The organism is Lacinutrix sp. Hel_I_90 (assembly GCF_000934685.1).
In the GTDB taxonomy this organism is placed as follows: Bacteria; Bacteroidota; Bacteroidia; order Flavobacteriales; family Flavobacteriaceae; genus Lacinutrix.
Map to the genome: position 1 here is coordinate 3317274 of NZ_JYNQ01000001.1, position 26686 is coordinate 3343959.

General features: G+C 33.5%; 23 protein-coding genes. 15 read left to right on the plus strand and 8 right to left on the minus strand.

All coding sequences use genetic code 11. The annotated features are described in order from the left end of the window. Nucleotide 1 precedes the first annotated feature (1 nt). Entirely contained in the window at nt 2-637 is a 636-nt protein-coding gene (locus GQ46_RS14705) for a transferase (protein WP_231567361.1), read from the plus strand. Here GQ46_RS14705 and GQ46_RS14710 read toward each other — a convergent pair. After that, on the minus strand, nt 627-1544 hold the full coding sequence (locus GQ46_RS14710) for a glycosyltransferase (RefSeq protein WP_044403467.1): 918 nt from the start codon (nt 1542-1544) through the stop codon (nt 627-629). The genes GQ46_RS14705 and GQ46_RS14710 overlap by 11 nt on opposite strands. 86 nt (nt 1545-1630) lie before the next feature. Here GQ46_RS14710 and GQ46_RS14715 point away from each other — a divergent pair, with 86 nt between their 5' ends. From GQ46_RS14715 to GQ46_RS14725, 3 genes are all read left to right on the plus strand, one after another. Continuing rightward, a complete protein-coding gene (locus tag GQ46_RS14715) occupies nt 1631-2722 on the plus strand; it encodes a glycosyltransferase (RefSeq protein WP_044403469.1) in 1092 nt (363 codons plus the stop codon). A gap of 101 nt (nt 2723-2823) precedes the next feature. Further along, nucleotides 2824-3237: an FdtA/QdtA family cupin domain-containing protein gene (locus tag GQ46_RS14720; RefSeq protein ID WP_044403470.1), complete on the plus strand. Its 414-nt coding sequence runs from the start codon at nt 2824-2826 to the stop codon at nt 3235-3237. 28 nt (nt 3238-3265) lie between these two features. Then, nucleotides 3266-4348 carry a glycosyltransferase gene (locus tag GQ46_RS14725; protein WP_044403474.1) on the plus strand — a complete coding sequence of 361 codons (1083 nt, stop codon included), beginning with the start codon at nt 3266-3268 and terminating at the stop codon, nt 4346-4348. Here the strand turns inward: GQ46_RS14725 and GQ46_RS14730 are convergent. From GQ46_RS14730 to GQ46_RS14740, 3 genes are all read right to left on the minus strand, one after another. Continuing rightward, complete coding sequence (locus GQ46_RS14730; protein WP_044403476.1) at nt 4345-5298, minus strand: glycosyltransferase family A protein; 954 nt, start codon at nt 5296-5298, stop codon at nt 4345-4347. The genes GQ46_RS14725 and GQ46_RS14730 overlap by 4 nt on opposite strands. After that, entirely contained in the window at nt 5299-6177 is an 879-nt protein-coding gene (locus GQ46_RS14735) for a glycosyltransferase family 2 protein (RefSeq protein ID WP_082041773.1), read from the minus strand. It abuts the gene before it with no gap. Nucleotides 6178-6285: 108 nt separating this feature from the next. Beyond that, a complete protein-coding gene (locus tag GQ46_RS14740; RefSeq protein WP_044403478.1) occupies nt 6286-6969 on the minus strand; it encodes a cell division ATP-binding protein FtsE in 684 nt (227 codons plus the stop codon). 234 nt (nt 6970-7203) lie between these two features. Here GQ46_RS14740 and GQ46_RS14745 point away from each other — a divergent pair, with 234 nt between their 5' ends. The 4 genes from GQ46_RS14745 to GQ46_RS14760 all read left to right on the plus strand — a co-directional run bounded on the left by GQ46_RS14745 (nt 7204) and on the right by GQ46_RS14760 (nt 14478). Further along, the gene (locus tag GQ46_RS14745) at nt 7204-10224 is read left to right on the plus strand and encodes a tetratricopeptide repeat protein (protein ID WP_044403480.1); all 3021 of its coding nucleotides are present in this window, start codon (nt 7204-7206) and stop codon (nt 10222-10224) included. 132 nt (nt 10225-10356) lie between these two features. Continuing rightward, nucleotides 10357-12090, plus strand: coding sequence for a TonB-dependent receptor (locus GQ46_RS14750; RefSeq protein ID WP_044403482.1), 1734 nt, complete (start codon nt 10357-10359; stop codon nt 12088-12090). Between the two features lie 209 nt (nt 12091-12299). Next, nucleotides 12300-13922 (plus strand): amidohydrolase, encoded by a 1623-nt coding sequence (locus tag GQ46_RS14755; protein WP_044403483.1) that lies wholly within the window; start codon nt 12300-12302, stop codon nt 13920-13922. 28 nt (nt 13923-13950) lie between these two features. Further along, nucleotides 13951-14478 carry a DUF2059 domain-containing protein gene (locus GQ46_RS14760; protein WP_197077363.1) on the plus strand — a complete coding sequence of 176 codons (528 nt, stop codon included), beginning with the start codon at nt 13951-13953 and terminating at the stop codon, nt 14476-14478. Between the two features lies 1 nt (nt 14479). On the opposite strand, the gene GQ46_RS14765 is transcribed toward GQ46_RS14760, so the two are convergent. Next, nucleotides 14480-15193 carry a bifunctional 2-polyprenyl-6-hydroxyphenol methylase/3-demethylubiquinol 3-O-methyltransferase UbiG gene (locus GQ46_RS14765; protein WP_044403486.1) on the minus strand — a complete coding sequence of 238 codons (714 nt, stop codon included), beginning with the start codon at nt 15191-15193 and terminating at the stop codon, nt 14480-14482. 323 nt (nt 15194-15516) lie between these two features. Between GQ46_RS14765 and GQ46_RS14770 the strand changes: the two genes are divergently transcribed. From GQ46_RS14770 to GQ46_RS14785, 4 genes are all read left to right on the plus strand, one after another. Continuing rightward, entirely contained in the window at nt 15517-16008 is a 492-nt protein-coding gene (locus tag GQ46_RS14770) for a YkgJ family cysteine cluster protein (protein ID WP_044403488.1), read from the plus strand. Between the two features lie 85 nt (nt 16009-16093). Beyond that, nucleotides 16094-16933 carry a sterol desaturase family protein gene (locus GQ46_RS14775; protein WP_044403490.1) on the plus strand — a complete coding sequence of 280 codons (840 nt, stop codon included), beginning with the start codon at nt 16094-16096 and terminating at the stop codon, nt 16931-16933. 62 nt (nt 16934-16995) lie between these two features. Further along, a complete protein-coding gene (locus GQ46_RS14780; protein ID WP_044403492.1) occupies nt 16996-18222 on the plus strand; it encodes a porin family protein in 1227 nt (408 codons plus the stop codon). Between the two features lie 328 nt (nt 18223-18550). Further along, nucleotides 18551-19255 carry a hypothetical protein gene (locus GQ46_RS14785; RefSeq protein WP_197077364.1) on the plus strand — a complete coding sequence of 235 codons (705 nt, stop codon included), beginning with the start codon at nt 18551-18553 and terminating at the stop codon, nt 19253-19255. On the opposite strand, the gene GQ46_RS14790 is transcribed toward GQ46_RS14785, so the two are convergent. Then, nucleotides 19252-20541: an exo-beta-N-acetylmuramidase NamZ domain-containing protein gene (locus GQ46_RS14790; RefSeq protein ID WP_044405164.1), complete on the minus strand. Its 1290-nt coding sequence runs from the start codon at nt 20539-20541 to the stop codon at nt 19252-19254. The genes GQ46_RS14785 and GQ46_RS14790 overlap by 4 nt on opposite strands. Nucleotides 20542-20548: 7 nt before the next feature. On the opposite strand from GQ46_RS14790, the gene GQ46_RS14795 reads away from it, so the two are divergent. Continuing rightward, entirely contained in the window at nt 20549-21787 is a 1239-nt protein-coding gene (locus GQ46_RS14795; protein WP_044403497.1) for an FtsX-like permease family protein, read from the plus strand. A gap of 275 nt (nt 21788-22062) precedes the next feature. Further along, nucleotides 22063-23043, plus strand: coding sequence for a PLP-dependent cysteine synthase family protein (locus GQ46_RS14800; RefSeq protein ID WP_044403499.1), 981 nt, complete (start codon nt 22063-22065; stop codon nt 23041-23043). Between the two features lie 214 nt (nt 23044-23257). On the opposite strand, the gene GQ46_RS14805 is transcribed toward GQ46_RS14800, so the two are convergent. Both GQ46_RS14805 and GQ46_RS14810 read right to left on the minus strand, forming a co-directional pair. Beyond that, complete coding sequence (locus GQ46_RS14805; RefSeq protein WP_044403501.1) at nt 23258-24001, minus strand: hypothetical protein; 744 nt, start codon at nt 23999-24001, stop codon at nt 23258-23260. 177 nt (nt 24002-24178) lie between these two features. Continuing rightward, nucleotides 24179-25168, minus strand: a complete 990-nt coding sequence (locus GQ46_RS14810) for a phosphotransferase (RefSeq protein ID WP_044403503.1) — start codon at nt 25166-25168, stop codon at nt 24179-24181. A 133-nt stretch (nt 25169-25301) separates the two neighbouring features. Here GQ46_RS14810 and GQ46_RS14815 point away from each other — a divergent pair, with 133 nt between their 5' ends. Further along, the gene (locus GQ46_RS14815) at nt 25302-26576 is read left to right on the plus strand and encodes a DUF2851 family protein (RefSeq protein WP_044403505.1); all 1275 of its coding nucleotides are present in this window, start codon (nt 25302-25304) and stop codon (nt 26574-26576) included. The last annotated feature ends 110 nt before the right edge of the window (nt 26577-26686 follow it).

A 26686-nucleotide genomic window follows, 5' to 3' on the forward strand; every position in this document is an offset into this window, starting at 1 on the left:
GATGCAACTGCCTTTTTTTATCTACGGAAAAGCTCGTTTCACCTCAATTGCCGGAGATTTTATAATTGATGCCCCCATACAGAGGGGAATGATTGGGTTTGGGCAACCTTATGAAATTAATAAAGCAAGCATGGGTATTTCTGAGTTTAATGTGAATGGAACTTTAATTTTTAAAGGATATTTTCAGCTTGGAAAAGATTTTTTTGTTTTCACATCTAAGCACGCAGTTTGCGAATTCGGACACATGTCTTCCTTGGGTTGCCGCTCTAAAATCGTCTGCACATCTTCAATTAAGTTTGGTGAATTTGCTAGATTGGGACCAGAATGTCAGGTTATTGATACCAATTTTCATAACATGAAAAACACGATTACCCATGAAGTGTTTGAAAAGTCTAAACCCATAGATGTTGGAAGCTATAATTTTATTTCTAATAGAGTGACTCTTTTAAAAGGAAGTAGCACACCAAAGTATTGTACCATTGCCTCTAATTCTGTCTGTACTAGAGATTATACAGCACTTGGAAATAATATATTGATAGGAGGTGCGCCTGCCAAATTAATAAAGGAGAATATTGCAAGAGATTGGAGTGGTGAGAAAGAGGGGCTTGAGTCATTGCTTATGATTTTCAAAAAGTAGTGGTTTTAAAATGTCGCCGTATTAGTAGTATATTTAAAAGTAATACAGCGTATTTAAGAAGTAACTGGAGGTTTAGGATTTTTAAATTCACTGTAATTTCCAATTGTATTTTACGCATAGTGGCTTGGTCTTCTTCTTTGTTTTTATTCATGGCTAACGTCTTTTTTACCGCCAGATACGTCGCTTGTTTAAACTTGTAATTTTTTTTGTCAATGCCCTTATAATTAAGGTTTCCTAAGGAATTCTCTAATTTTATACGGTTAACAAGCACCTCATCTATGTAAAGGATGTAATAGGTTCTGGCCAAACGCAGCCAAAAGTCATAATCTTCATAAATTAATCGTTCATCATAACCACCAAGGGCTATAAATGCGTTACGCTTAATCATGGCGCTTACAGAGCATATTGTATTGGAATGATCAATTAACTCTTTATAAATAAACCCATCTTTAGGGGAGGATGCCTTTTTTTCTTGTGAAAATCTATTAAAAAAAACATACTTCTCATCAGTACTTTTATTAATAACAGAAGCATTTCCATAAACAATGCCTATTTTTTCTGTTTTATATGCATTGAAAACAGATATTTGTAATGCAATGCAATGGGGTAGCAGCTCGTCGTCAGCAGATAAATCAATGAGATAATCACCTTTAGATTTTGAAACGGCGTTGTTGAATGATTTTGTTAACCCTAAATTGTTCTTATTTTTAATTAATGTGCCAAAATTATTGTTATCAATCCAATGTTTAATAATCTGTACAGAATCATCTTTACTGCAGTCATCAATGATAAGTAGCTCTATGTTTTTGTAGCTTTGGTTCAATACAGAATCTAGTGCAATTTTTATAAAATTACGATGATTAAAGCATGTGCATATTACGGTTACTATCGGATTTGTTTTTTGCATTTAAAAGATTAAATTTAACACCATCAAATATACTATGAGTTTTCGCTATATAATTGTATTTTCAAGTAAATTTGCTCCATTTAGGTATGTCTAGAGACTCTAAAAAGCACATTTGTATTCTTGTAGACTGTTTAACTGGCGGGGGTGCAGAAAAAGCTGCCGCCCTTTTGTCTGAGTCTCTTTATGACGCTCACTATGAGGTCTCTATTATTGTCATGAAGGATTTGATTGATTATAGTTTTAAAGGGACTCTTTATAATATTAGGATGGTGAAGCATAGCTTTTTAAATTTTTCAAATTTAAAAAAGTTGTTTTGTTTAAGGCAAATTTATAAAAAAATAAATGCAGATGTGTACCTAGATTTTAGGGTAAGGTATCACACAATAAACGAAGTCTTATTGCATTTGTTTGTGTTCAAAATAAGAAAAACAGTGTTCACTATTCACTCGTACAAAGTTCATAACTATTTACCTAAAAAGCGCTTTTTCTTCCATTTATATAATAAAGCAAAGGCAATTGTCGTGGTTTCTGAAGGTATTTTAGAAAAAACGAAAACTCTTTTCGATTTTGATAATTTAATTTGGATTCCTAATTTTTACAACAAATCTATTGTTAATCAAGGTAATAATGGGGGTGATTTTCATTTAGACTCCTATATTATAGCTGTGGGACGATTAAAAAACGAAGTAAAACAATTTGATAAACTAATTCTAGCATATGCCAATACTATCCCAGCAAAAATGGGTATTCCTCTTGTGATTTTAGGAGAGGGAAAAGATTATCATATACTCAAACGTTTGATTGAAGACCATCATTTAGAAAGTACCATAAAACTTTTAGGGTTTAAAAACAATCCATACCCCTATATTAAAAAGAGTCAATTTTTAATATTATCTAGTAAAGTGGAGGGGTTCCCAATGGTACTTGTAGAAGCTTTAGCACTTGAAACGGTTGTCGTATCTTTTAACTGTAAGTCTGGGCCTGCTGAGATTATCACACACGAAAAAAATGGATTATTGGTGGGAAATCAAGATTTTAATGCGCTTGAAATGGCTATTGATAGAATGTATACAGATTCAGAGCTTTACTTAAAATGTAAAAAAAACACTAAAAGCTCGGTATATAAGTTTTCAGATGAAGTTGTTTTTAACAGTTGGTTAATGTTAATTAATACTTAGTAAAGTATCTTAAGGAAGACCTAGGTTGTAAAAGTATATTATACCTTGTCATCACATTAACGAGTAATAGGTAGAAAGAGCTAATTTATTTGAAAGAAAGTATGAGTAAAACAACGATTGAAACGATAAAAATTATTGATATACCTAAAATTGAAGATACACGAGGCAACCTTTCTGTGATTGAAAAAAACACGATTCCTTTTGAGATAAAGAGAGTCTATTATTTATATGATGTACCTTCTACAGCTTATAGAGGAGGGCATGCACATAAAGAACAGTTAGAATTACTGGTTGCTTTAAGTGGAAGCTTTGAGGTGAAATTAAGGGATGGTGCCAACGAACTAAGTATCATGCTAAACAAGCCTAATAAAGGCTTGTTAATACCTACTGGTATTTGGAGAGAGTTAGAAAATTTTTCGTCTGGTTCAGTATGTTTGGTCTTGTCTTCAGATGTTTTTGATGAAAATGATTATATCTATGACTTCGAAGAGTTTATGAGATTTAAGACTTTATAATAATGCGTGCTAACACTTATATTTTAATATGAAAAAAATTTGTGTTGTTACAACTTCTCTCAGTAAAGGAGGGGCAGAAAAATCAAGTGCCATTCTCACACAATTGCTTGTTAAACTAAATTATGAGGTTCATATTTTAATGACAAAAGATGATTTGGATTATGACTTTTCAGGCACGCTTTTTAATTTAGAAAAAGAGTATGGAAATGAGTTGTCTCAGGTTCAAAAGAGCAAAATTTTAAGAACTTACTTTCAAAAACAACAGTTTGATGTGATCATCGATAATAGAACGCGAGCTGGTTTTTTTAAAGAATTCATTTTATATCACTTTATATTCAAAGCAAAAGAAAAGATCGCGGTAGTACGTAGTTTTTATCTAAGAAACTATCTTCCTAGGCATAGATTCCAAGCAAAATTAATTTATGGTAATTCGACTACCCTCGTCGCCGTAAGCAAAGGTATTGAAAAGGCAATACACGAAAATTATAGCTTTAAAAATGTGAAGCAAATATATAATCCAGTTGACGTCAACATTATTTCTGAAAAGGCATATGATCCCATAGAGATGGATACCGATTTTATTTTATGGTATGGAAGAATAGCAGAACAAGTTAAAAATTTGACCTTACTTTTAGAAGCATTTAAAACCTCTAATTTACCTGAAAACCACATAAAACTGTGTATCATCGGCCAGGGGGAAGATGTTGGTTATTTAAAGGAAAAAATAAGGACATTAGATCTTGAAGCTCATGTTCACTATATCCCATTCTTAAAAAATCCTTTTTCGTATGTAATAAGGGCTAAATTTACGGTGCTCACGAGTTATTATGAAGGTTTTCCAAGGGTTTTAATAGAATCATTGGCTTGTGGTACTCCAGTTATTTCAGTGGATTGTAATTCTGGACCGAACGAAATTATCATACATAAATACAATGGATTATTGGTTGAAAATCATGACATTAAAGCATTAGCTAACGCTTTTAATACTTTTATTCAGAATACTTCACTGTATAACTCGTGTAAAAGTCATACCACAAAAAGCATTGATAAATTTACATATAAAAAAATTGGGTCTCAGTGGCAAAAATTAATAGACGCATTGAAGACTTAACGATAAGCGGTCAGATAAACTTGCTTTTTTAATAAATAACTATGGCATTTTTTTACCCATGAAAGGATAAATTTTGGACAACTTAAAAGACATCGTTGTTTAAAATTTAAATGACTGTATTCTATCTCAGATTTCAACTTTTTATACAGGTCTTGGTCGTTATGCAATTTGCATCTCAACGCCACGGCATAACGGTTAATGTCTAAGTATCTTTTTAATGATGGGTTTGCTTGTTCTTCTTGAGAATAACTATTGATAAAGTCATAACGCACAGCGTTGTATTCATTTTTAAACAGGCTGTTTTCTACGTAAAATAAATAGGAAGCCGTAATTATTGGGTTAAAGGCGATCTCATGTTTTAATGCAAATCTAATCCATAAATCGGTGTCTTGTCCTGTGGTTAAATTGGGATTAAAGCCACCTAGTGCGTTAAATTTGTTTTTTTTGAAGCCCACAGCAGAAGTCCACGCCACCCCGTTAATAAGACTCGCCTTAAAAAAGTCGTCAAGCAGTAAGCACTCTTTGTTAAAATCAAAATTAAAACGCGCGGGACGAACCATAGATTGGGTGTGATAAATCTCGTAATTATTACAAAATAGCCCAGCATCAGGGAAAGTCTGCATTAGCTTTTTTAACTCAAACAAGTGGTTGGAGTGCCAGTAGTCATCGGCATCAAGTAGTGCTATATTGTTCGATTTTGCGAGGCTTATACCGTGATTTCTAGCGCTTGATGCGCCCTTGTTTTTTGTGGTGAATACTTTAATTCTTGAATCTTTTATACCCCTTACAAGAGATTCGCTTTTGTCAGTACTACCATCGTTTATAATTATAACTTCAAAATCTTGAAACGTTTGATTTAAAACACTACTAATCGCAGACGCAATATAATTTTCCTTGTTATATAAAGGAATTACAACAGAAAAAAAAGCGTGTTTTACGGTGTCTTTCATTTATTTGTAAAGTGAAATAGTGTAAAATAGTTTAAATAATTGAAAGCTATTGGTATTACTTGTCTTGTTAGAAATAGTTTCAAATAACTTTGATAAGTTGTTTGCTATTAATCGTGTAATCTTAAATCTCAAAAACGTAGAGTTATTAATTAATTTTAATAATTTACTGTATTCCATAAACTCAGGATGTTTTGATTTTAATAAGATTAGGTTTTTTATACCATCTTTAGTTTTTTCTATAAAATCGCGATTAGTATCAAGGTCTAGGTGGATTACTGGATTGTCAACATGGATGATAGGAACAGCATTTTTTTTTAATTCATAAGCAAAAAAAGTGTCTTCGTGTCCATATTTCAAGAGTTCTTCATTGAAAAGTATTTTTTTTAAAGTGTTTTTTGTAACAATAAAATTGTTGGTCATAAAACGATGATATGGCTTTCTTCTTCTTGCTAATGCTATTTTATCTTCAAATTGAACGCCATAATTGTACCTTAATTTTTTGGGTTTGTATTCAGTTTTAGGATGAATTCTTCCGCCATATATAATATTATTAGGATGTTTTTTAATCGTATTAATATACTTTAGAATAAAATTATTAGGAATACCCGAGTCACCGTCTAAAAACAACAGATGATGATAATTCGCTTTTTTAGCTAGTAGATTTCTAATCTTTGCGCGGCCTACATTTTTGTTTAGTTTTTCATAACTGTAAAAAGGATGCTTAAAGTTAGCTAATACATTTAGTTCTATCGTTGATGCATCATCAATTAGAAGAACTTCAGCTTGAATAGAAAGCTGTTCTATTTGTTTACACAAATCCATAACGGTTGCTATGCAATTATAATCGTATACAGGAATGCATATACTTAGTTCTACCATGCTTTAGCTTAGAATTGCGTTATTTTTTTGTTTTTAACAGTTTAGTTTCAAGCATGAACGACATTAAAGAAATAAAATTTGATATGTTATGAGTTACAAAAGTCATAATTACCCTTTGCGCTGTACCACTTCAAAAACTTGATTATCATCGCACTTTAGTGTTTTACTAGGATATTTTAGTAGCAAGGCATAATCGTGTGTCGCCATTAAAATGGTGTTTCCATTTTTATTGATTTCCTGTAAGACTTCCATGACTTCAATACTGGTTTGCGGATCTAGATTCCCTGTAGGCTCATCGGCTAAAATTAATTCAGGATCATTTAATAAAGCCCGAGCGATAGCGACACGTTGCTGTTCTCCTCCAGAGAGCTCGTGTGGAAACTTAAACCCTTTTGACGCCATGCCGACTTTGGTTAAAACCTCTTTCATTCGGGCAGCCATTTCTACTTTATCTTTCCAGCCAGTCGCTTTTAAAACAAACTCTAAATTTGCATTTATTGTTCTATCGGTTAATAATTTGAAATCCTGAAAAACAACACCTAGTTTTCGTCTTAAAAAAGGAATATCATTTTCTTTTAGGGTTTTCAAATTGAAGTTCACAATGTGTCCTTCACCTACTTTTAAAGGTATATCGGCATACAATGTTTTCATAAAACTACTTTTTCCAGAACCTGTTTTACCAATTAAATAGACAAAATCACCTTTGTTGATTTGTACATTAACATCGGAAAGGATAAGACTTAAACCTTGAAAAATAGAAGCCTCTTTAAATTCTAAAATGATATCTGACATAGTTAATTTTATTTTGTTCTGAAGTATTTTGTTTTTAAACGGAAAGAAAAACACAATGTTGTAAATGTATCATTTTAGTTGAAACTATAAAATAGCTGCTTCAATTTTCTTTTAAAATTCAGTATTCTTTATAATTTTATTTTTTAATCACTCGGTTTATAATTATAACATAATTCTAACGTTATGGCTTTAGTAATAATTTATCTTTGATTTCAAATTTTAAACCCATAGTCAATGACTAAAAAACATAGCCTTTCATTCCTCACCATTATCCTGTTTACAGTGGTTTCTTTTGCACAACAATCTGCTGCTTATACCAACGATTTTGTAGCGTATCAAAAAGCACTTCAACTGTATAATAATCAGCAGTATTTAGCCTCTCAAACGGCGTTTAGGGAGATAAAAAAGACCACTCAAGAAGACAATATTAAATCAGATTGCACCTATTATATCGCTAATTGTGCCGTGCGTTTAAACCAACAAAATGCAGATGATTTGATTGAGCGTTTTGTTGAAGAGTATCCAACGAGTACTAAAAAGAATTCTGCATTTGTTGATGTTGCAGACTACTATTTTGAAAATGGAAAGTTTGCACATGCACAAAAATGGTATCAAAAGGTAGATGAGAACTCGCTAAGTAGATTAGAACGTGAGAAATTTAATTTTAATAAGGGCTATGCTGCTTTTTATTCTAAGAATTATAAAGATGCCAAAACGTATTTAAGTCGGGTTGAAAACTCATTAAAATATGGTTCTCAAGCGAAATATTACATAGGTTTCATGGCTTATGAAGGCGATGATTACGATAAGGCGAATGTTTATTTCGAGCAGGTAAGTGATCAGGAAAAATATCAGGAAAAGTTATCTTACTATCAGGCCGATTTAAATTTTAAACTTGGAAAATTTGAGAAAGCGATTGCCTTAGCCAAAGCAAAATTAGAAACAGGCGATGGTAATGAAATTTCTGAACTCTCTAAAATAATAGGAGAGAGTTATTTCAATTTAGAACAATACCAAGAGGCGATTCCCTATTTAACTAAATATAAAGGTAAAAAGGGTAAGTGGAATAACACCGATTACTACCAGTTGGGTTATGCGTATTACAAGCAGAATGATTATGAAAAAGCAATTTCAGAATTCAACAAAATAATAGATGGCAATAATAGTGTTGCTCAAAACGCGTATTATCATTTAGGGGAAAGTTATGTAAAATTAGATAAAAAGCAAGAAGCGCTAAATGCATTTAGAAATGCCTCTCAAATGGATTTTGATTTAAAGATTCAGGAAGATGCCTGGTTAAATTATGCTAAAATTAGTTATGAAATAGGTAATCCATACCAGTCGGTACCACAGGTTTTAACAGGGTATTTAGAGAACTATCCAGAGACGACGTATAAAGAGGAAATAGAAAGCTTGTTAATTGATTCTTATATCACTTCAAAAAATTATAAAGAAGCTTTAGTATTGCTTAAAGGCAGAAAAACGAAGGCTAATAAAGCAGCCTATCAAAAAGTAGCGTATTACAGAGGTGTAGAAATATTTAATGAAAGTAATTATAAAGAAGCTGAAGATTTGTTTGACGCCTCTTTAAGTGAGCCACAAGAGGCAAAATATGTTGCACGAGCGACATTCTGGAAAGCAGAAAGTGATTATAACCTAACTAATTACGATGCTGCTTTGAGCGGATTTAAAAAATTTAAACAATTAGCCGAAGCTTCTAATACACCAGAATATCAAAACATAGACTATAATTTAGCTTATACTTATTTTAAACAGAAAGACTATGCGCAAGCGACGCAATATTTCGTTGAGTTTATTAGTGGCCAAAAGGATGATAAAGTAAGATTGAACGATGCTTATTTGCGCTTGGCAGATGGTTATTTTGTGTCAAGTCAATACAGTAAGGCCATAGATGCCTACGATAAAGCCATTAGCGTGGGTGAGATTGAAGCAGATTATGCCTTCTTTCAAAAAGCCATGAGTGCGGGGTATTTAGGAAAAACGACGATGAAAATTTCAGAACTGGAGCAATTCATATTAAAATACCCGAAATCTAAATTACGTGATGATGCGTTATATACTTTAGGCAATGCGTATGTTAAATCTGGAAACACAGGACAGGCGTTAGCTACCTACACGAAATTAATTTCAGAATATAGCCAGAGCACATTTGTCTCTAAGGCTTTGTTGCGTCAAGGATTGGTCTATTATAATAAGAGCCAGAACCAAGAGGCCTTAGCTAAGTTTAAAAAAGTGGCAGGGGATTATCCTAGTTCGCCAGAAGCTAATCAAGCGGTTGCAACAGCACGTTTAATCTATATAGATATAGCTCAGGTTGATCAGTATGCAGCCTGGGTAAAAACCTTAGACTATGTTGAAGTAACCGATGCCGATTTGGATAATGCCACTTATGAGTCTGCTGAGAAGCAATATCTAGATGGCAATACGAATGAAGCGATTAAATTATTTAGTAACTACTTAAACGATTTCAGAAATGGATTACATAAAAATCAATCGCATTTTTATTTAGCACAATTGCATTTCAAAAAAGATGAAAAACTAAAAGCAAAACCACATTACAAAGCGGTAGTCGCCGCTTCTCAAAGCGAATTTACAGAAGAAGCGCTTTTACGTCTTTCTCAAATCACTCTAGAACAAAAAGCATGGAACGAAGCCATCCCAGTATTAAAACGTCTAGAAACCGAAGCTAATTTTCCGCAAAACAGTTTATTTGCGCAATCTAATTTAATGCAGGCTTATTATCAATTAAAAGACTACAATGACGCTGTTACTTACGCAGAAAAAGTACTTCAAAATTCAAAATTAGATAATAAAGTAAAAAGTGATGCCTATGTTATTATTGCACGTTCTGCAATTAAAACAGGGGACGAAGCAAAAGCAAAACAAGCCTTTGCAAAAGTAGAGTTAACAGCAACTGGAGAGACAGCAGCTGAAGCGCTATATTACAATGCCTATTTTAAAAATAAAGAAGGTAATTATGCGGCATCTAATACTACTGTGCAGCGTTTAGCAAAAGACTATTCAGGGTATAAATTTTATGGTGCCAAAGGGTTGATTATTATGGCAAAAAATTATAATGCTTTAGATGATGCTTTTCAAGCGACCTATATTTTAGAAAGTGTCACTAAAAACTTTAAAGATTTTCCTGAAGTTGTAGCAGAGGCTCAAACAGAATTAAATAAAATAAAAGCAGAACAAGCGAAAACGAATGCTTCAGTCGAGACTGAGAATTAGTATCTAGTTTACAGTCGCAGTCCTAAGATTAATTCGTAAAGTTTTCAGACCTGACGGGTTCAAAAAAAAATAAAATTTTCCTTTAAAGTCTGAAAAACTTTCTAGGTATTAAATAAAAACAAACGAGAATATATGTTTAATAGAAAGCAATTCTTATTACTATTAATAGTATTAATAACTACGGTAGTAGTGGCGCAAGAGCGTGAGCAGGACACGTTGAATCCAGACGTTATTAATGTCATTAAACCGTATACACCAACAATTTCTGATGCCTTTAAAGTAAAAGAAACACCAGTGTTGGATGTTGAAGAAACAACAACTAAAAAAGAGATTAAATATAATATTTTATCGTTTCCTGTGGCTTCAACGTTTACACCAGCAAAAGGAAAAGCCGCTGTTGTTGATAAAGCTAAAAAAGTGAAACTATTCGATAATTATGCAACCTTAGGCGTGGGGACTTACACAACTATAGTTGGCGAGGTGTACTTAAATCACGAATTAAGTAGTGGTGAGAATATTAGTGCCCACCTTGGTCATCATTCTTCTGGTGGCGGAATAGAGGGGGTGCTATTGGATGATGACTTTATGGACTCTAAATTCGATTTGGACTATAGTAAACGGGAGAGTGATTACGATTGGAATATTGGCGGTGGGTTCCAGTTACAAGCTTTTAATTGGTATGGTTTACCACAACCTTTATTTAGTCAAGCAACAGCAGATGCGATAGGTGATGTGGGACATAACTTTACAAATGCACACCTCTCTGGCGATTTAAATGTTAATGATAGTTTCTTTAAGTCGGCTAATCTATTATTCAGACGCTTTGGAGACAATCAAGGTTCAGGAGAAAATAGATTTACCGCGAAAAGTACTTTTGATATTCCTGTTCAAGAAGAATTGGTTTCAGTAGTATTAAATTTAGATTATCTAGGGGGTAGTTTTGATAGGTCTTATTTAGCTGAGACCGCATTAAATTACGGGAATTTTCAATTAGGTATTTCTCCAACCTATGAATTAAAGCAAGAGGACCTTACTGTAGATTTAGGTGTAACGGCCACTTATTTAAACGATACAGAAACTGGAAAAAACAAATTTTTCATCTACCCTAACATTAGTGCAAGCTATCGTTTATTGGATGATCTTGCTATTGCGTTTGGCGGGATAAAAGGCGGCTTGATTCAAAATACGTATTTTGATTTCGCTCAAGAGAACCCGTTTGTATCACCAACGTTAAACATTTCCCCAACAGACCAGCAATTTGATGCGTATGTGGGTTTAAAAGGGAAGTTGTCTAATGTTGTAAGCTATGCGATTAAAGGAAGTTATGGTTCTGAAAAAAACAAACCCTTATTTGTGAATAATCCGATAACAGAAACAGAACAAGCGTATACCTATGGTAATTCTTTTGGCGTTGTTTACGATGATGTAACGACCTTAGGGTTGTCTGGAGAAATAGGTGTAGATGTAAATAGAAATTTTACAATGACATTAAAAGGAGCCTATTATCACTATGATACCAAATTTGAATCTGAAGACTGGAATTTACCGGATGTTACCGCTTCATTATTTTTAGATTATCAGCTATTTGAACAATGGTACACAGGTGTTAATGTATTTTTTGCCGGAGAACGTAAAGATCAATTTACTATAATAAACCCATCCTTTCCAACAGCATATACGACGTATGCAGCGACCTTAGAAAGCTATTTCGATGCTAACGCACATGTTGGTTACCACGTAAACGATAGGCTATCTGTGTTTGTAAAAGGAAACAACCTTGTAGGTGAAACCTATGCCAAATGGCAAAATACACCAGTGCAAGGCATTCAGTTTTTAGCAGGTGGAACTTATAAGTTTGACTTCTAAGTTAAGCGTGTTTTTTGTTTTTACGAAGTCGAAAATTCTATAACAGTGGCTTTAACTTGTAAATAGCGTATAAAGGAATCTCTTAAAATTTAATCATTATGTTCTGAAGCTATGAGAGATTCAGAATCTAATGATCAGATAGAAAAACGTCTTTATTTTTAAGGACGTTTTTTTATGCTTATATTTATCTGAAATTTTTATAATATAACATGAAGCACCTTTTTATAATACTGTTAGTAAGCCTAGTCTTCAGCTGTAAATCTGAAAAAACAGAAGTGGATATCATCGTAACCAATGCAATGGTTTATACCGTAAATGCAACATTTAATAAAGCCGAAGCCTTCGCTATAAAAGACGGTAAGTTTGTGGCTGTAGGAAGTACTCAAGACATTAAAAAAATGTATTCAGCAAAACAAAATATTGATGCTAATGGTAAAACGATTACACCAGGTTTAATAGATGCACATTGTCATTTCTATAACTTGGGTTTGAACAAGCAAACTGTTGATTTAGTGGGTACAACGAGCTTTGAGGAGGTCATACAAAGTGTTATAGACTTTCAAAATATAAAGAACAGTAAGTTTATTATTGGTCGTGGTTGGGACCAAAATGATTGGGAAGATAAAAACTATCCAGATAAAAAAGTATTGGATAGTTTGTATCCAGAGGTTCCAGTGGCTTTAACGCGAATAGATGGACACGCAATGTTATGTAATCAAGCGGCTTTAGACTTAGCAGGCATTTCTTCTAAAACAAATGCTTTTGGCGGTGAAATTGAAAGTGAGAACGGTAAATTAACAGGGATTCTTATTGATAATCCAATGGAATTAGTGGAAGCCATTTTTCCTAAACCCTCTAGACAACAACAAATTGATGCGCTTATAGAGGCACAAAACTTTTGCACTAATTATGGTTTAACCACGGTGTCTGATGCTGGTTTAGACCAGCAAGTCATCGAACTAATCGACAGCCTTCAAAAAGCGGGAATGTTAGACATGCGTATATATGCTATGATTAGTAATAAAAAAAAGAATTTAAATTATTATTTAAAGCAGGGTAAAATTAAAACAGAAAGGCTCAATGTGCAATCTGTAAAAGTGTATGCAGATGGTGCTTTAGGATCTCGAGGTGCAGCTTTAAAAGCGCCTTACAGTGACCAACATGATCATTTTGGAGCAATGGTTATAGATGCAAAAGTGTATACCGATTTAGCACGTAGAATTGCAAAAGCGGGTTACCAAATGAATACACATGCTATTGGAGATTCAGCAAATCATTTTGTGTTACAGACTTATGAGAAGACCTTAAATGGAGAAAGTAATAGACGTTGGCGTGTAGAACATGCACAAGTGATTACAGGTCATGATTTTGACTATTTTAAAAATGAAAACATCATACCATCTATTCAACCTACACACGCCACAAGTGATATGTATTGGGCAGAAGACCGCGTTGGAGAAGAAAGAATAAAAGGCGCATATGCGTACAAAACACTACTAGAGAAAAGTGGTAGAGTGGCTCTAGGTACCGATTTTCCGGTAGAACAAGTAAATCCGTTTTTAACTTTTTATGCGGCCGTGGCTCGTAAAGATGTAAAAGGTTTTCCTGAAGCGGGCTTTCAAAAAGAAAACGGATTAACCAGAGAAGAAACTTTAAAAGGGATGACGATTTGGGCTGCTTATGCTAATTTTGAAGAGCACGAAAAGGGGAGTATTGAAGCCGGTAAGTTTGCAGATTTTATTATATTAAATCAGAACATCATGGAAATCCCTGAGCATGAAATACCTTTTACAACCGTTAATAATACCTATATTAATGGTGTGGCACAATAATTGTCAAATTAAAGAAAATAAGTATCTAATGAAAAATATAGTCACATTATTCCTTTTTTTAGCGGTTTCATTCAATGCTTTTGCACAAGCCGATGAATATAGTTCAGCTGTGAAAAAATGTATAATAAGCAACGGGACTATGGCTTATTATGAAGATGTAATGGAGCAAATGTATGAGATGTTGGAGGTGCAATTTACAGACGTAAATGTGCCAGAGGCCGTTTGGATAGAAGTTAGAAAGGGAAAGAATGAAGCCATGGATAAGCTAGCACAAATGATTGTGTCTGCGTATAGCGCTCATTTTACGCAAGGAGATGTTGAGAATATGAACGCCTTGTATGCCTCTCAAGCAGGAAAGAACATGTTTAAAAAAGAGGAGCTAACAGAAGGCGATAAAATAATTTTAAGCGAGTTTTATAAAAGTGATACGGGTAATAAAATTGTGAGTTCTCAAGACTCTATGAATGACGCTATGAGTAAAATTTCAGAACTGTGGAGTAGTGAAGTCTATAGAGATTTAATTGCTATGCTTTCTGAAAAAGGATATGAATTGTAGATTATAGCGTTAGTCTAGCCAAGTAATCAAAGGAGTCGCCTTCAAACACTTTTTCGCAGGTTAAACCTACTGTTGCACTGGCGATATTAAGTGTTGGAAAATCTAAATAGAGCCATTTCATTGGCGATTCATCCTCGCCTTTGTAACTTAAAAAATAATCGAGTTCGCCATAATAGCCAGCGTTGAGATCTTGCCAGAATCCGCCATCTTCATCTTCAAACATGTATTTAATATCACTAGAATCAATAAGTATTTGTCCCTTAGGTTTTAATAAACGTTTTAGGTCTTTTAAGTATAAGGGTAGTGCTTTAATGGTTTGAAAAATACCAGTACCGTTCATTAATAAAAGAATGGTGTCAAAAGTTTCTTCTGAGACTTTCGCATACTCTAAAGCTGAAATATTTTCTGTACTAGCAACGCCTCTTAATTTACATACGGCAATCGCTCCTTCAGAAATATCTATGGCTTTTACTTCTAGTCCTTGGTCTTGTAAATACAAGCTGTGACTGCCCGATCCAGCTCCAATATCTAAAACATGGCCTTTAGCTAACGCTAAAGCTTTTTGTTCTATTTTAGGCATTTCAGCGTAGCTTCTAAACAGATACTCTAGAGGTAAGGTGTCTTCACCAGAAATATTAGTTGCGGTGATAATATCTTCTGTGTAATTTCCGTTATGGTAGTCTAATAAGGCTTTTCCAAATAAATCTTTTTTCATATAATAGTGTACAACTTAGTATTAGCGAGAAGCATAACAAATTTTACTACGAAGGTAAAATGTATAGCTTGTCAATAGGCATATTTTAATAAATTTATTTTAAGATGTATAAATTTGTCGGTCTTCATTCCTGGAGAGTATTGATAACTTTAACTATTTTTGCAATGCTATTTATTGTTTGAATTTGCCCTAAGAGAAAACACTATTTTTTCTTTATCCAAACTTTAAAAATAGAGCACAGTCTATTAACGGTTTTTTTTACAGAGAATAAGAAAGGAAAAAAGGTGTTTTATCGCAGTGAATTTAAAAAATTAATATGTAGTATGGAAGAATTAATTAAAAACTTACCAAAGCTCGCCAAAGATAAGCATAAGGAAAACAAAACCTTTTTCACGAAGCTTAAAAAAAAGCCGCCAAAACAATTGGATTATATCATGCAAGAACTGCATGAAGATGAGTTTAAGCACACAGATTGTTTGGCGTGTGCTAATTGCTGTAAGACTACGGGGCCTTTGTTTACAGATAAGGACGTTGCTCGTATTGCCAAACACTTCAAGATGAAAACACAGGCTTTTATCGACCAGTTTTTAAGAGTCGATGAAGATCGTGATTATGTATTACAAAGCGTGCCTTGTACGTTTTTAGGTGCCGATAATTATTGTTCAATCTATGAGGTAAGACCAAAGGCTTGTGCAGAATTCCCGCATACAGATCGTAAAAAGTTTCAGCAAATTTCTAATTTGACCCTAAAAAATGTAGCCATTTGTCCAGCAGCATTTAATATTGTTGAGAAGATGAAAGCGCGAATTAAGTAGGTTGTATTTTAGTCTTCAATTGTTAATCCTCAGCTTGAGGATAATTACTTAAGCGACTTTTAATTATCTTTACAAAAAGAAAGCTTTGGAATCATTATTAAATTATTTCGAAAATATCCCTACACTTCACAGAAGTCTACTTCTTGTTGGAGGGATTACTTTATTTTGGTTGCTTGAAGGTATTTTACCCTTATTCAGTTTTAATTATAATAAATGGAAACACTCCTGGCCAAATTTCTTTTTTACTATAACCACAATTATTATCAATTTTGCCCTCGCCTTTTTGTTGCTAAAAACTGCTGATTGGGTTACAACAAATGATTTTGGGATCATCAATTGGTTGCCAGACATGCCTTTAGGGTTATATGTTATTCTGGGCGTTTTGCTTTTAGATTTTATAGGGGCGTACTTGGCACATTACACAGAGCATAAAATTGGTGTGTTATGGATGGTACATTTGGTGCACCACACAGATCATAATGTAGATACAACAACAGCAAACAGACATCATCCCTTAGAAAGTGTTATTCGTTTTATATTCACCTTAGCAGGTGTTTTTGTTATTGGGACTCCCATAGGTATTGTCATGCTTTATCAGTCTATGTCTTTAATTTTTACTCAATTAACACATGCCAACATTAAATTGCCAAAACGTGTCGATAAAATATTGAGTTACCTATTGGTTTCTCCAGACATGCATAAAATACACCACCATCATGTTTTGCCCTATACAGATTCAAATTATGGGAATATTTTCTCTATTTGGGACCGAATATTTGGAACGTTTACAACTCTGGATAGAACTAAAATTGTTTATGGTGTAGATACCTTTCCAAACGAAGCAGAAAATAGCAGTTTAAAACACTTGTTGAAGCAGCCCTTTCATAAATACCGGAAGCCAATTTCTAAAATTATAAACAAATAAGAAACTTCTTTCTTTCTTTCTTTATTCATTACTTTTGCCGCCCTAATATAAATTTTTTTACAATGAAGTATTATACGCTTTTCCTGTTTTTTGTGGCACTCAATAGTTACGCGCAAGACAATTTTATACAGGGAACTATTACAAAAAATGACAACTCAATGATAGTTGGAGAGATTAACTATCAAGATTGGAAAAAAATGCCAAATGAAATAGAGTTCAGAGTTGGTAGCACAGTTGCGGTTTTTAAACCGCAAGATATCAAAGCTTTTGAGGTTGAAAATGATAAATTTATTAGTAGATTAGTAACTATTGATGTAACAGAGCAAAAATTACAGAAATTAAATAAAACGACTGAAATTAAGTTTGAAGACAAAACAGTTTTTCTAAATGTTTTAGCAGAAGGGGACGTTAATTTGTATGAATACTATGATAACAGAACTCATTATTTTGCTGAAAATGATTCTCATTTTATGGAACTTATTAATAGAATAACTATAGGCGATAATAATAGTGACATCTATGAAAATAAAAAGTACATTGGTCAATTGCGGGTTTTTTTAAATGCATGTCCGTCAGTTAAAGTTAAGTCATCGCTTGATTATAAAAGAAAAGAATTAGCGGCATTAGTAAATGCATACAATATTTGCTTGTCTAGTAAGAATGATAAGGCAGTCTATAGTAAAAACCTACAAGCAAAAACAAGTTATTTCTATGTTACTGGAGGTATAAGTTTCTCTTCTTTAACTTTAAGTTCTCCAGCAAATACAATTCAATATTTTGAAGGAAGCCAATGCGTTTCTCCTAATTTAGGACTGGCTTATGAATTTGCATTTACAAAAAACAGACAAAAATGGTCATTGTATAGCGAGTTGCTTTACAGTTCTTTTAAATCCACTGAAACTAGTGAAGAAAGTAATTCCTTTAGAAGTTATAATCCTTTAAAAATGGATTTTAAAACGGTAGACCTCTCGCTGCTATTTAGATATAAATTTAACAAAGATAATCAAGTAGTTACGCCATTTTTAAACCTGGGTCTCGGTAGAAGTTTTGTGGTTAGTCAAAATAACACAATAACTGAAAACGACCTGTTCGACCCTTCTAGAACCAAAGACATACCATTCGAAATTAATTCTGCAAACTTTGTTTTTTCTGTTGGTGGAGGTGCTGATTACAAAAAGCTGGGTTTTGAAATAAGATATACCGTTAGTGATAAATTAACAAAAGAAGTTAGTGATTCAAGTAATACGCTTTCAAATCTCAGACTATTGGTAAGCTACAGACTTAAATAGGTATTAACTGAGTGCCCCAATATTAATACTGAGGGTAAACCCCCGATAGAATAGTTGCTTTTGTTTCACACATTCTTTGATATCCACTGTTTTTAAGACTGAGCACATGTATTAACATCGCTTGTGGTATTTTGACGATTATTTTAGTGATTTCCATTATTTTTCATTAAATTATAATTTAAATGTGTTGAAATTAGTTGGTAGAACATGATACTTTTTGCAGTTCAGTAATAATTGATTTTTAGCATCCTAAAATTGATGAGAATCATTTTTTCTTATGAAGAATATAAAAAGCATTTGCTTCATACTATTTGCTTTAACAATAAGTTTGACTGGAAATAGTCAACAAACCCCCATAACTATCATTGAAAAGAATGTACATGATGATGCCATTGGATTGGAGCAGTATTTAAATCCGACCTCAGATACATTATTCCTTAAAAGTGAAACTGATATTTTAAAAGTCACCTTTTTAAATCATAATGAAAAAGGCTCTAAAATTATAGAGATAGGGAGTAGGGAGGTGAAAATTCCATTGTATCATTTTAAAACAGGACGCTATACGATCGCCGTATACACCGATGATAAAATTATTGCCATAGGAGCCAATCGTCTTAGTGATATTTCATTGCCTGAAGCGGATATTGCCGATTTAGAGGAAAGTATTTTGAGATCTAGTTTATCTGAACAAGAACAATTAGCTAGAAATATTAAACCCATAGAAAAGAAAAAGCAAACAACACAGGGAATTCCCATTGATAATAAAAAATCAAAAAATGCTATTGCCTTGGAGAATATGGAATGGACTCGAATACAAAGAAATGCCGCTAAAAATAGTAAGATGCCACCAGAAATAGAAAACCAAACCACAGCTTCAAACAAAAATAAAGAGGTTAAGGAAGGCGCTTCAAATACGGTTAAAACAGAAACTTACAATCTTTCTGAAATTCCTAAAAAAAACAGAATAAGACAGTCTCGAAAAGAGTATAGAGAAAGTCATCTTCGTCCAAACGGAACAAAATACGACGACTAATTGTAAAGTAAATAGGAAGTTCTCATTTTTATAAAATCATCCAAACCATCTTTCCAAGTGGCTTTTATTTGTTCCTCTGTCAGCCCATTCTCTATCTGTTCCTGTAATTTTTTTGTTCCTGCTAACTTGGTGAAAAAACCATTAGAAATAAAAAACTCAGACTGCTCTTTAGTGTTTTTATAAGCGTTTATTAGAAAACTTAAATCTAATGTTTTAAGCGGTGCGTGATTACTTAAATCATAGCCATTACAGATTTTATTTTCATGTTTTGGGTATTGCGCGCCCTCGTTGGGTTTTGGTACAAACGTAAAATCTGTTTTAGTTAGAAAAGGCGAGCCATAAATTTGAAATTGTAAAGCTGTACCGCGACCAACACTTACGTTGGTGCCTTCGAAAAAACACAAACTAGGGTATAGGTTTATCGCTGTATCGTTTGGGAGATTAGGCGATGGTTTTATAGGTAATTGATAAGGGAGGTCTCGTGAATACTGTTTAACAGGAATAACTGTTAATGCACATTTTACACCATTTTCTAACCAGTGTTCACCATTAATCATCTGTGCGTATTCGCCAATAGTCATCCCGTGTACCACCGGTACAGGATGCATACCAACAAAACTTTGCTGTGCTTTCTCTAAAATGGGACCATCTACATAATGTCCGTTCGGGTTAGGCCTGTCTAGAACGATTAGCGGAATATTATGTTCTGCGCAAGCTTCCATAACATAGTGTAAAGACGAAATGTACGTGTAAAACCGAGCACCTACGTCTTGAATATCAAAAACCATCACATCTATATTCGCGAGTTGCGCTTTAGAAGGTTTTTTATTTTGTCCATAAAGCGAGATTATTGGTAAGCCTGTTTTAGTATCTATACCATCTTTTACTATTTCACCAGCATCAGCCATACCGCGAAAGCCGTGTTCTGGTGCAAATACTTTTTGAATAGCAATAGCTGATGATTTAAGTGAATCTACAATATGAATGTAATGCTCATTTTTAGGGGCGTGCGACGTGGCAGCCGTCTTAAAGATAATACTCGTTTGATTGGCTACTACACCAACCCGTTTTCCTTTTAGCAAAGGCAAATACATCTCGGTTCGGTTTGCACCAATAACTAGAGTGTCACCATTATTAATAGACTTCAAAGGTAGCTCTTTAGATAGTTCAGTTTCAGGAGTCACTTTAAGCGTCTCGTTTTTATCTTTTAGTTTATTTGCTTTTCCGCAAGAAATTCCTAAAAAAAGAAATAATAAAACTGTATTTTTGACCAAAGTTAACCTCATATATAATTTGAATTTCGAATACTTTATAGCTAAACGCATTATTGATAGTAAAGCGTATAAAAGTAGTATATCGGCACCAATAATAAAAATTGGAATCGTGGCTATTGCTTTAGGTATTATTGTTATGATGATTGCCATTGGAACAGGCATTGGTTTGCAACAAAAAATAAGAGATAAAGTAGTTGCTTTTAATGGGCATATTATTATAAACAATTACGACACCAATAATTCTCAGGAAAGTGAAAATCCAATTTCTACGAACCAAGAGTTCTATCCAGAGTTTAAAACGGTTGAAGGGGTTAATCACATTCAGGCGGTAGCGACAAAAGGCGCAGTAGTAAGACTAGAAGAAACGGTAGAATATGTTGTTATTAAAGGTGTTGGCGCCGATTACAACTGGCAGTATTTTGAAGAGTTTTTAATAGATGGTAGGCTGCCAGATTATACTAAAACACTGAATGAAGATATTATCGTCTCTCAATATTTTGCCGAACGCTTACAGTTAAAAGTAGGGGATAATGTCAATACCTATTTTATTCAAGACGATTTAAATAAGGCACCACGTAGTCGTAACTTTATAATTGTTGGGATTTATAATTCAGGATTTAAGGAGTTTGATGAACTTTACGCTATTGGAGACATCAGACACATCCAACGCCTTAACAAGTGGGAAGACAACCAAATAGGACATTTTGAAGTTTTTATAGACGATTTTAACGCCTTAGAAACCAAAACCCAAGAAATTTTTAAAGTTACGCCGTCAGTATTAAACACCACCTCTGTAAAACAGAAGTTCTACTCGGTATTCGAGTGGATTGGTATTTTCGATAAAAACATTATGGGTATCATTGGCATCATGATAATTGTGGCAGGTATTAATATGATTACCGCATTGTTGGTGCTCATTCTTGAGCGCACCCAAATGATAGGTATTCTTAAGGCTTTAGGAAATAGTAATGTGAGTATTCGTAAAATTTTCGTGTATAATGCGACGTATCTTATTATAGTAGGTCTATTTTGGGGAAACCTTATTGGTTTAGGCTTACTGCTGGCACAGAAATATTTTGGACTCTTAAGTTTTCCTAATCCAGAGCAGTATTATATGAAAATTATACCAGTATATATTAGCTTGGATTACATCATTGCACTTAATGTAGGTACTTTCATTCTTTGTTTACTTATGTTACTCATACCATCGTATATTATTACAAAAATATCACCGGTAAAAGCCATGCGTTTCGAGTAGTATTTTTTATTTTATTATCTGGGCGTTCCCTAAAGGTCGCGTTTTCAGCTATATCTTTTGCGAAAAGCAAAAGGATGTCGCGCCAACCGCTAACGCAAACCGAGAAATCAGTAATAAATAATTGATGTCATGAGTAAGCACTTGCCTTTATTTAAAGGGAAGAAGCATTTAGTTTTTAGAAAAACTGAATTCATAAGGGGTTAAAATCAATTTAATAAATCTTTAGCAAATAAAAACATCCATTTCCATACCTTTGCACAATCAAAAATTAAAAAATGCAATACGCAAATAATATTCTAGAAACGATAGGCAATACACCCTTAGTAAAACTTAATAAACTAACTGCTGAACTGCCTTGTTTAGTACTCGCAAAATACGAAACATTTAACCCAGGGAACTCAGTAAAAGACCGTATGGCGGTTCAAATGATTGCGGATGCTGAAGCAGATGGCCGATTAAAACCAGGCGGAACCATTATAGAAGGCACCTCTGGGAATACAGGAATGGGATTAGCATTAGCAGCCATAGTTAAAGGCTACAAATGTATTTTCGTGATGGCAGATAAGCAGTCTAAAGAAAAAATAGATATTTTAAGAGCAGTAGGCGCAGAAGTTGTGGTTTGCCCAACTGCTGTAGAACCAACAGACCCAAGATCCTATTATTCGGTGTCAAAACGCTTAGGCGAAGAAATTCCAAACTCATGGTATGTAAACCAGTATGATAACCCTAGTAATACAAAAGCACACTATGAGAGTACAGGACCAGAAATTTGGAAACAAACCGAAGGTAAAATCACACACTTTGTAGTAGGTGTAGGAACAGGAGGTACTATTTCTGGTGTAGGTAAATATCTAAAAGAGCAAAATCCAGAGGTGAAAATTTGGGGTGTTGATACTTATGGCTCGGTATTTAAAAAATACCACGAAACTGGTATTTTCGATGAAAAAGAAATTTATCCGTATGTGACTGAAGGCATTGGTGAAGATATTCTACCGCTTAATGTGAACTTTGATGTTATCGATGGTTTTGTTAAAGTAACCGATAAAGATGCTGCGGTTTACACCCAACGCTTAAGTAAAGAAGAAGGGATGTTTTTGGGTAACAGTGCAGGAGCAGCTATAAAAGGCGTATTACAATTAAAAGAACACTTTACAAAAGACGATGTTGTGGTGGTTTTATTTCACGATCACGGCAGTCGCTATGTAGGTAAAATGTTTAATGACGATTGGATGCGGAAAATGGGTTATATCGAGTAGAATTGTCATTCCGAGGACGAAGGACGTGGCAATCTCATTCTAGTTTGAGTGAAAAAAAATTACATAAAAAAAAGCACAGTTTTAAAACTGTGCTTTTTTATGAGTAAATTGTTGGTTAATGGAGATGCTTTATACAAGTTAAAGATTAGACTTTACGCTAAATTGGTTTCTAATCTTATTGGTTCTTCCTTTTAACACATAATTTCAACCAAAATTATAATTCAATACCTATTCCTAGGTTAATAGTAGTAGACTCTTTTTCATTCTTAAATGAAATTGAACCTATTGTTGATTCAGAATCATTATTTTTTAATGCGTTAAGGTATTGGTTGACTTTTAAAAGTAAGAACCCCTTTGTTTTGTCTGAAAAGGAAACACTTTTTTTTAATTGTAAAAATGCTCCAAAACTTACTGAATTATATCTGTTTTTAATATCGTAGTCATAATTTTGAGAGATGCTGTTGTTAATTGAAGGGTTATTCGTTGGATTCTCTACATCAGTTAAAAAACCAGAGGAATCAATGCGCGATTCACCTTTTTCTTGAGCAGACAATAAAAAACTAGCAAAACCACCGATACCTAGTAGATACGAATTGTTTTTTCCTAGATGAAAATTGAGATTAATTGGAGTTTGAATTTGACTTACGTTTCTATTTCCTTCAAGTGTTACATTAGCATTTTTTTCTTCAATAGAAAATCGATCAAGATAAAAACCTAATCCAAAGTCAAGAGAGGTATTTCCATTCATCGAATAATGCAGGCTTGGCAAAATAAATGCTCCAATATTTAATGAAGATTTTATTTGAGGATTCCCATAGATATTGGAATCAGTCAGTTTACTTGTTTTAGGGACTGAAAACGTTGGTCCAAAAGACAATTGAAAATTGATGTTTTCCTCTTGTGAATAGGTGTTAGTAAAAAAAAAGAGGGTCAATGTTAGTAAGATTGTTTGTTTCATATTTTGGGTTATTGTAGGTCAGTACACTTCTGATATAAAATCGTTTTAAAGTTTTTAGTATAATTATTTAACGAAGAACGTTTAATTTTTATATAAAGTCAAGTTTAGAGTTTGAATCACTGGTCGACGAAAAATAGTGAACAGAGCTAATAGTTTAATATAACCTATTGGAAGTTGTTACTGGATAGTCGGAGTTATTACTGTGGTTTCATAATAGTCCTTCCAAGCTTGTATTTTACCAACATACATTTTGAGATAATTTTCAGAAAGAAAAATATTAGACCAATCAAACCTTTGTGCTTGTACACCGAGGTAAAACACATAAACAGAAGCACCTGCTTGTGGTATTAATTTTAGTTCTGTATCAGATATCCGACGCTTACTTTGATACCCTTCTAAAAAGCTTTCCTTTTTTAGTTCATACTGTTGTTTATCTGTTTCGATATGAAACAGTTGTTTGCAAAAATAACCAACATCTAAAATTTGTGAACCATTACCACAAAAATCAAAGTCAAATAGCGTAATGTCTTTTTCCTTGGCAATACTCATATTATCATACCAGATGTCTAAGTGTACAACGCCATATTGCATAGGTTCGAAATCGGAGTCTTTAAAAGTGCTTCCAAAGTCTTTAATGAATTCCATTTCTGGTAATGTTTCCGAAAAGAAGTGTTTTAAGTGCTCATAAGGTAGTTTTAAAAGTGATTTTTGGTCATAGGATATTCTGTCCATCGTTTTGTTTAACGTGATATTATGAATTTTAGCCATAAGTGCCCCAATTGCCTTACAGGCCTCTAGGTTTATAAACCGAATCTTTGCACCTTGTGCAAACGAAAAAAGGACCACATACCGAATTCCTTCAGGAGCTTTTATTTCTTGAATAAATGCGCCACTTTTATCTGCAATAGGAAAAGAAACGCTTAAATGATTCGCTTTTAGTAAATTTAAAAGGTTTAGCTCTTCTAGAATTTCAGATTTAGACCTCCAATTATGGCTGTAGACTCTTAGTACATATTTTGTTTCATTATCAGACAGAAAATAAGTGTGATTCATTCCTGTTCTAAACAATGTGCAGGTGTAATTTTTATTCAGCCCGTATTTTTCTTGTGCAAATTCCTCTAAGGCTTTTGCTGAAATAGTGGAGGCGGTAACTGGAAATGGATTCATTTTTTTTCTAATTGTGGCTAATCAATTGACAATAAAAAAGCATTTTGGGTCTTTTTATTAAACTTTAATCGAAGGTAGTGGAAAAAATTATAAAGACCAGTTTAACTGTTGAAGCAAATGCGTACATTTAAACATGCAAGAAGATTTCCTTCACTACCTCTGGAAACATAAAAAGTTTGAGTTATCAAACCTTAAAACAACGCATGGAGCAATCATTACCATTGAGAGTGTAGGTGAACACAACCACCATACTGGACCAGATTTTTTTAATGGGAAATTGAAAATAGGGGAGCAGCTTTGGGCAGGAAACGTAGAAATTCATATAAAATCCAGTGATTGGTATGTGCACAATCACGAAACAGATGCGAACTACGACAACGTAATTTTGCATGTGGTTTGGGAATATGATACGCAAGTCTTTAGAAAAGACAATACAGAAATTCCAACCTTAGAATTAAAGCGCTATGTTTCTATAGAAGCTTTAAACAATTACCAAAAGCTTTTTGGGAAAGCTCAAAAGTGGATCAATTGCGATAAAGATTTTGAAACTGTTGATACCTTTGTAATAAATCATTGGTTAGAACGCTTATATTTTGAGCGCTTGGAACGTAAGGCACAAGATATTTCAACGCTCCTAGAGCAAAGTAAAAACGATTGGGAAGCCGTGTTGTTTAAACTCTTGGCTAAAAACTTCGGACTCAAAGTCAATAAAGACGCTTTTGCCAGTATAGCAAATTCGTTCAACTTTTCTATCGTTAGAAAACAACAGGACAATTTAGAAAGTTTAGAAGCTTTGTTTTTTGGACAAGGAGAACTGCTAGACGATGATATTCAAGACACTTATTATTTAGGACTTCTAAAGGAATATACATTTTTAAAACAGAAGTTTAATGTGTCGTCACATAGCGTTACACCTTTACAATTTTTTAGATTGCGTCCACCCAATTTTCCAACCATTCGCTTATCGCAATTAGCTAAACTCTATCACACACAGCAAAATTTGTTTTCAAAAGTGATAGCCGCTAAAAATTTAGATGCCTTTTACGCGCTATTTTCAGTTGGAACTTCCACGTTTTGGGAAACGCATTATACCTTTAGTAAGCCATCTAAAGCTTCGAAAAAGAAACTTACTAAAGGGTTTATTGATTTATTATTAATCAATACTATTATTCCAATACAATTTAGTTACGCAAAGCAACAAGGCAAAATTATTAATGAAGACGTGTTAAAACTTATAGAGCAAATAAGTTCAGAAAAAAACAGCATAGTAGAAAAGTTTAATGATCTAAAACCTGTGGCAACTTCGGCACTACAATCTCAAGCATTAATTCAATTGAAAACAGAATATTGTGACAAAAATAAATGTTTACAATGTGCTATTGGTAATGCGCTTTTATCTCCTAGTTAGAGGTGTTTTGTAATTTTGTTAGTTTGGAGTACGGTTTTTGCCGTAAATTGATACTAATAAGGTTGAATAGTTGAATAATAGTTACTTTTTTTTAAAAATAAATGTATTTT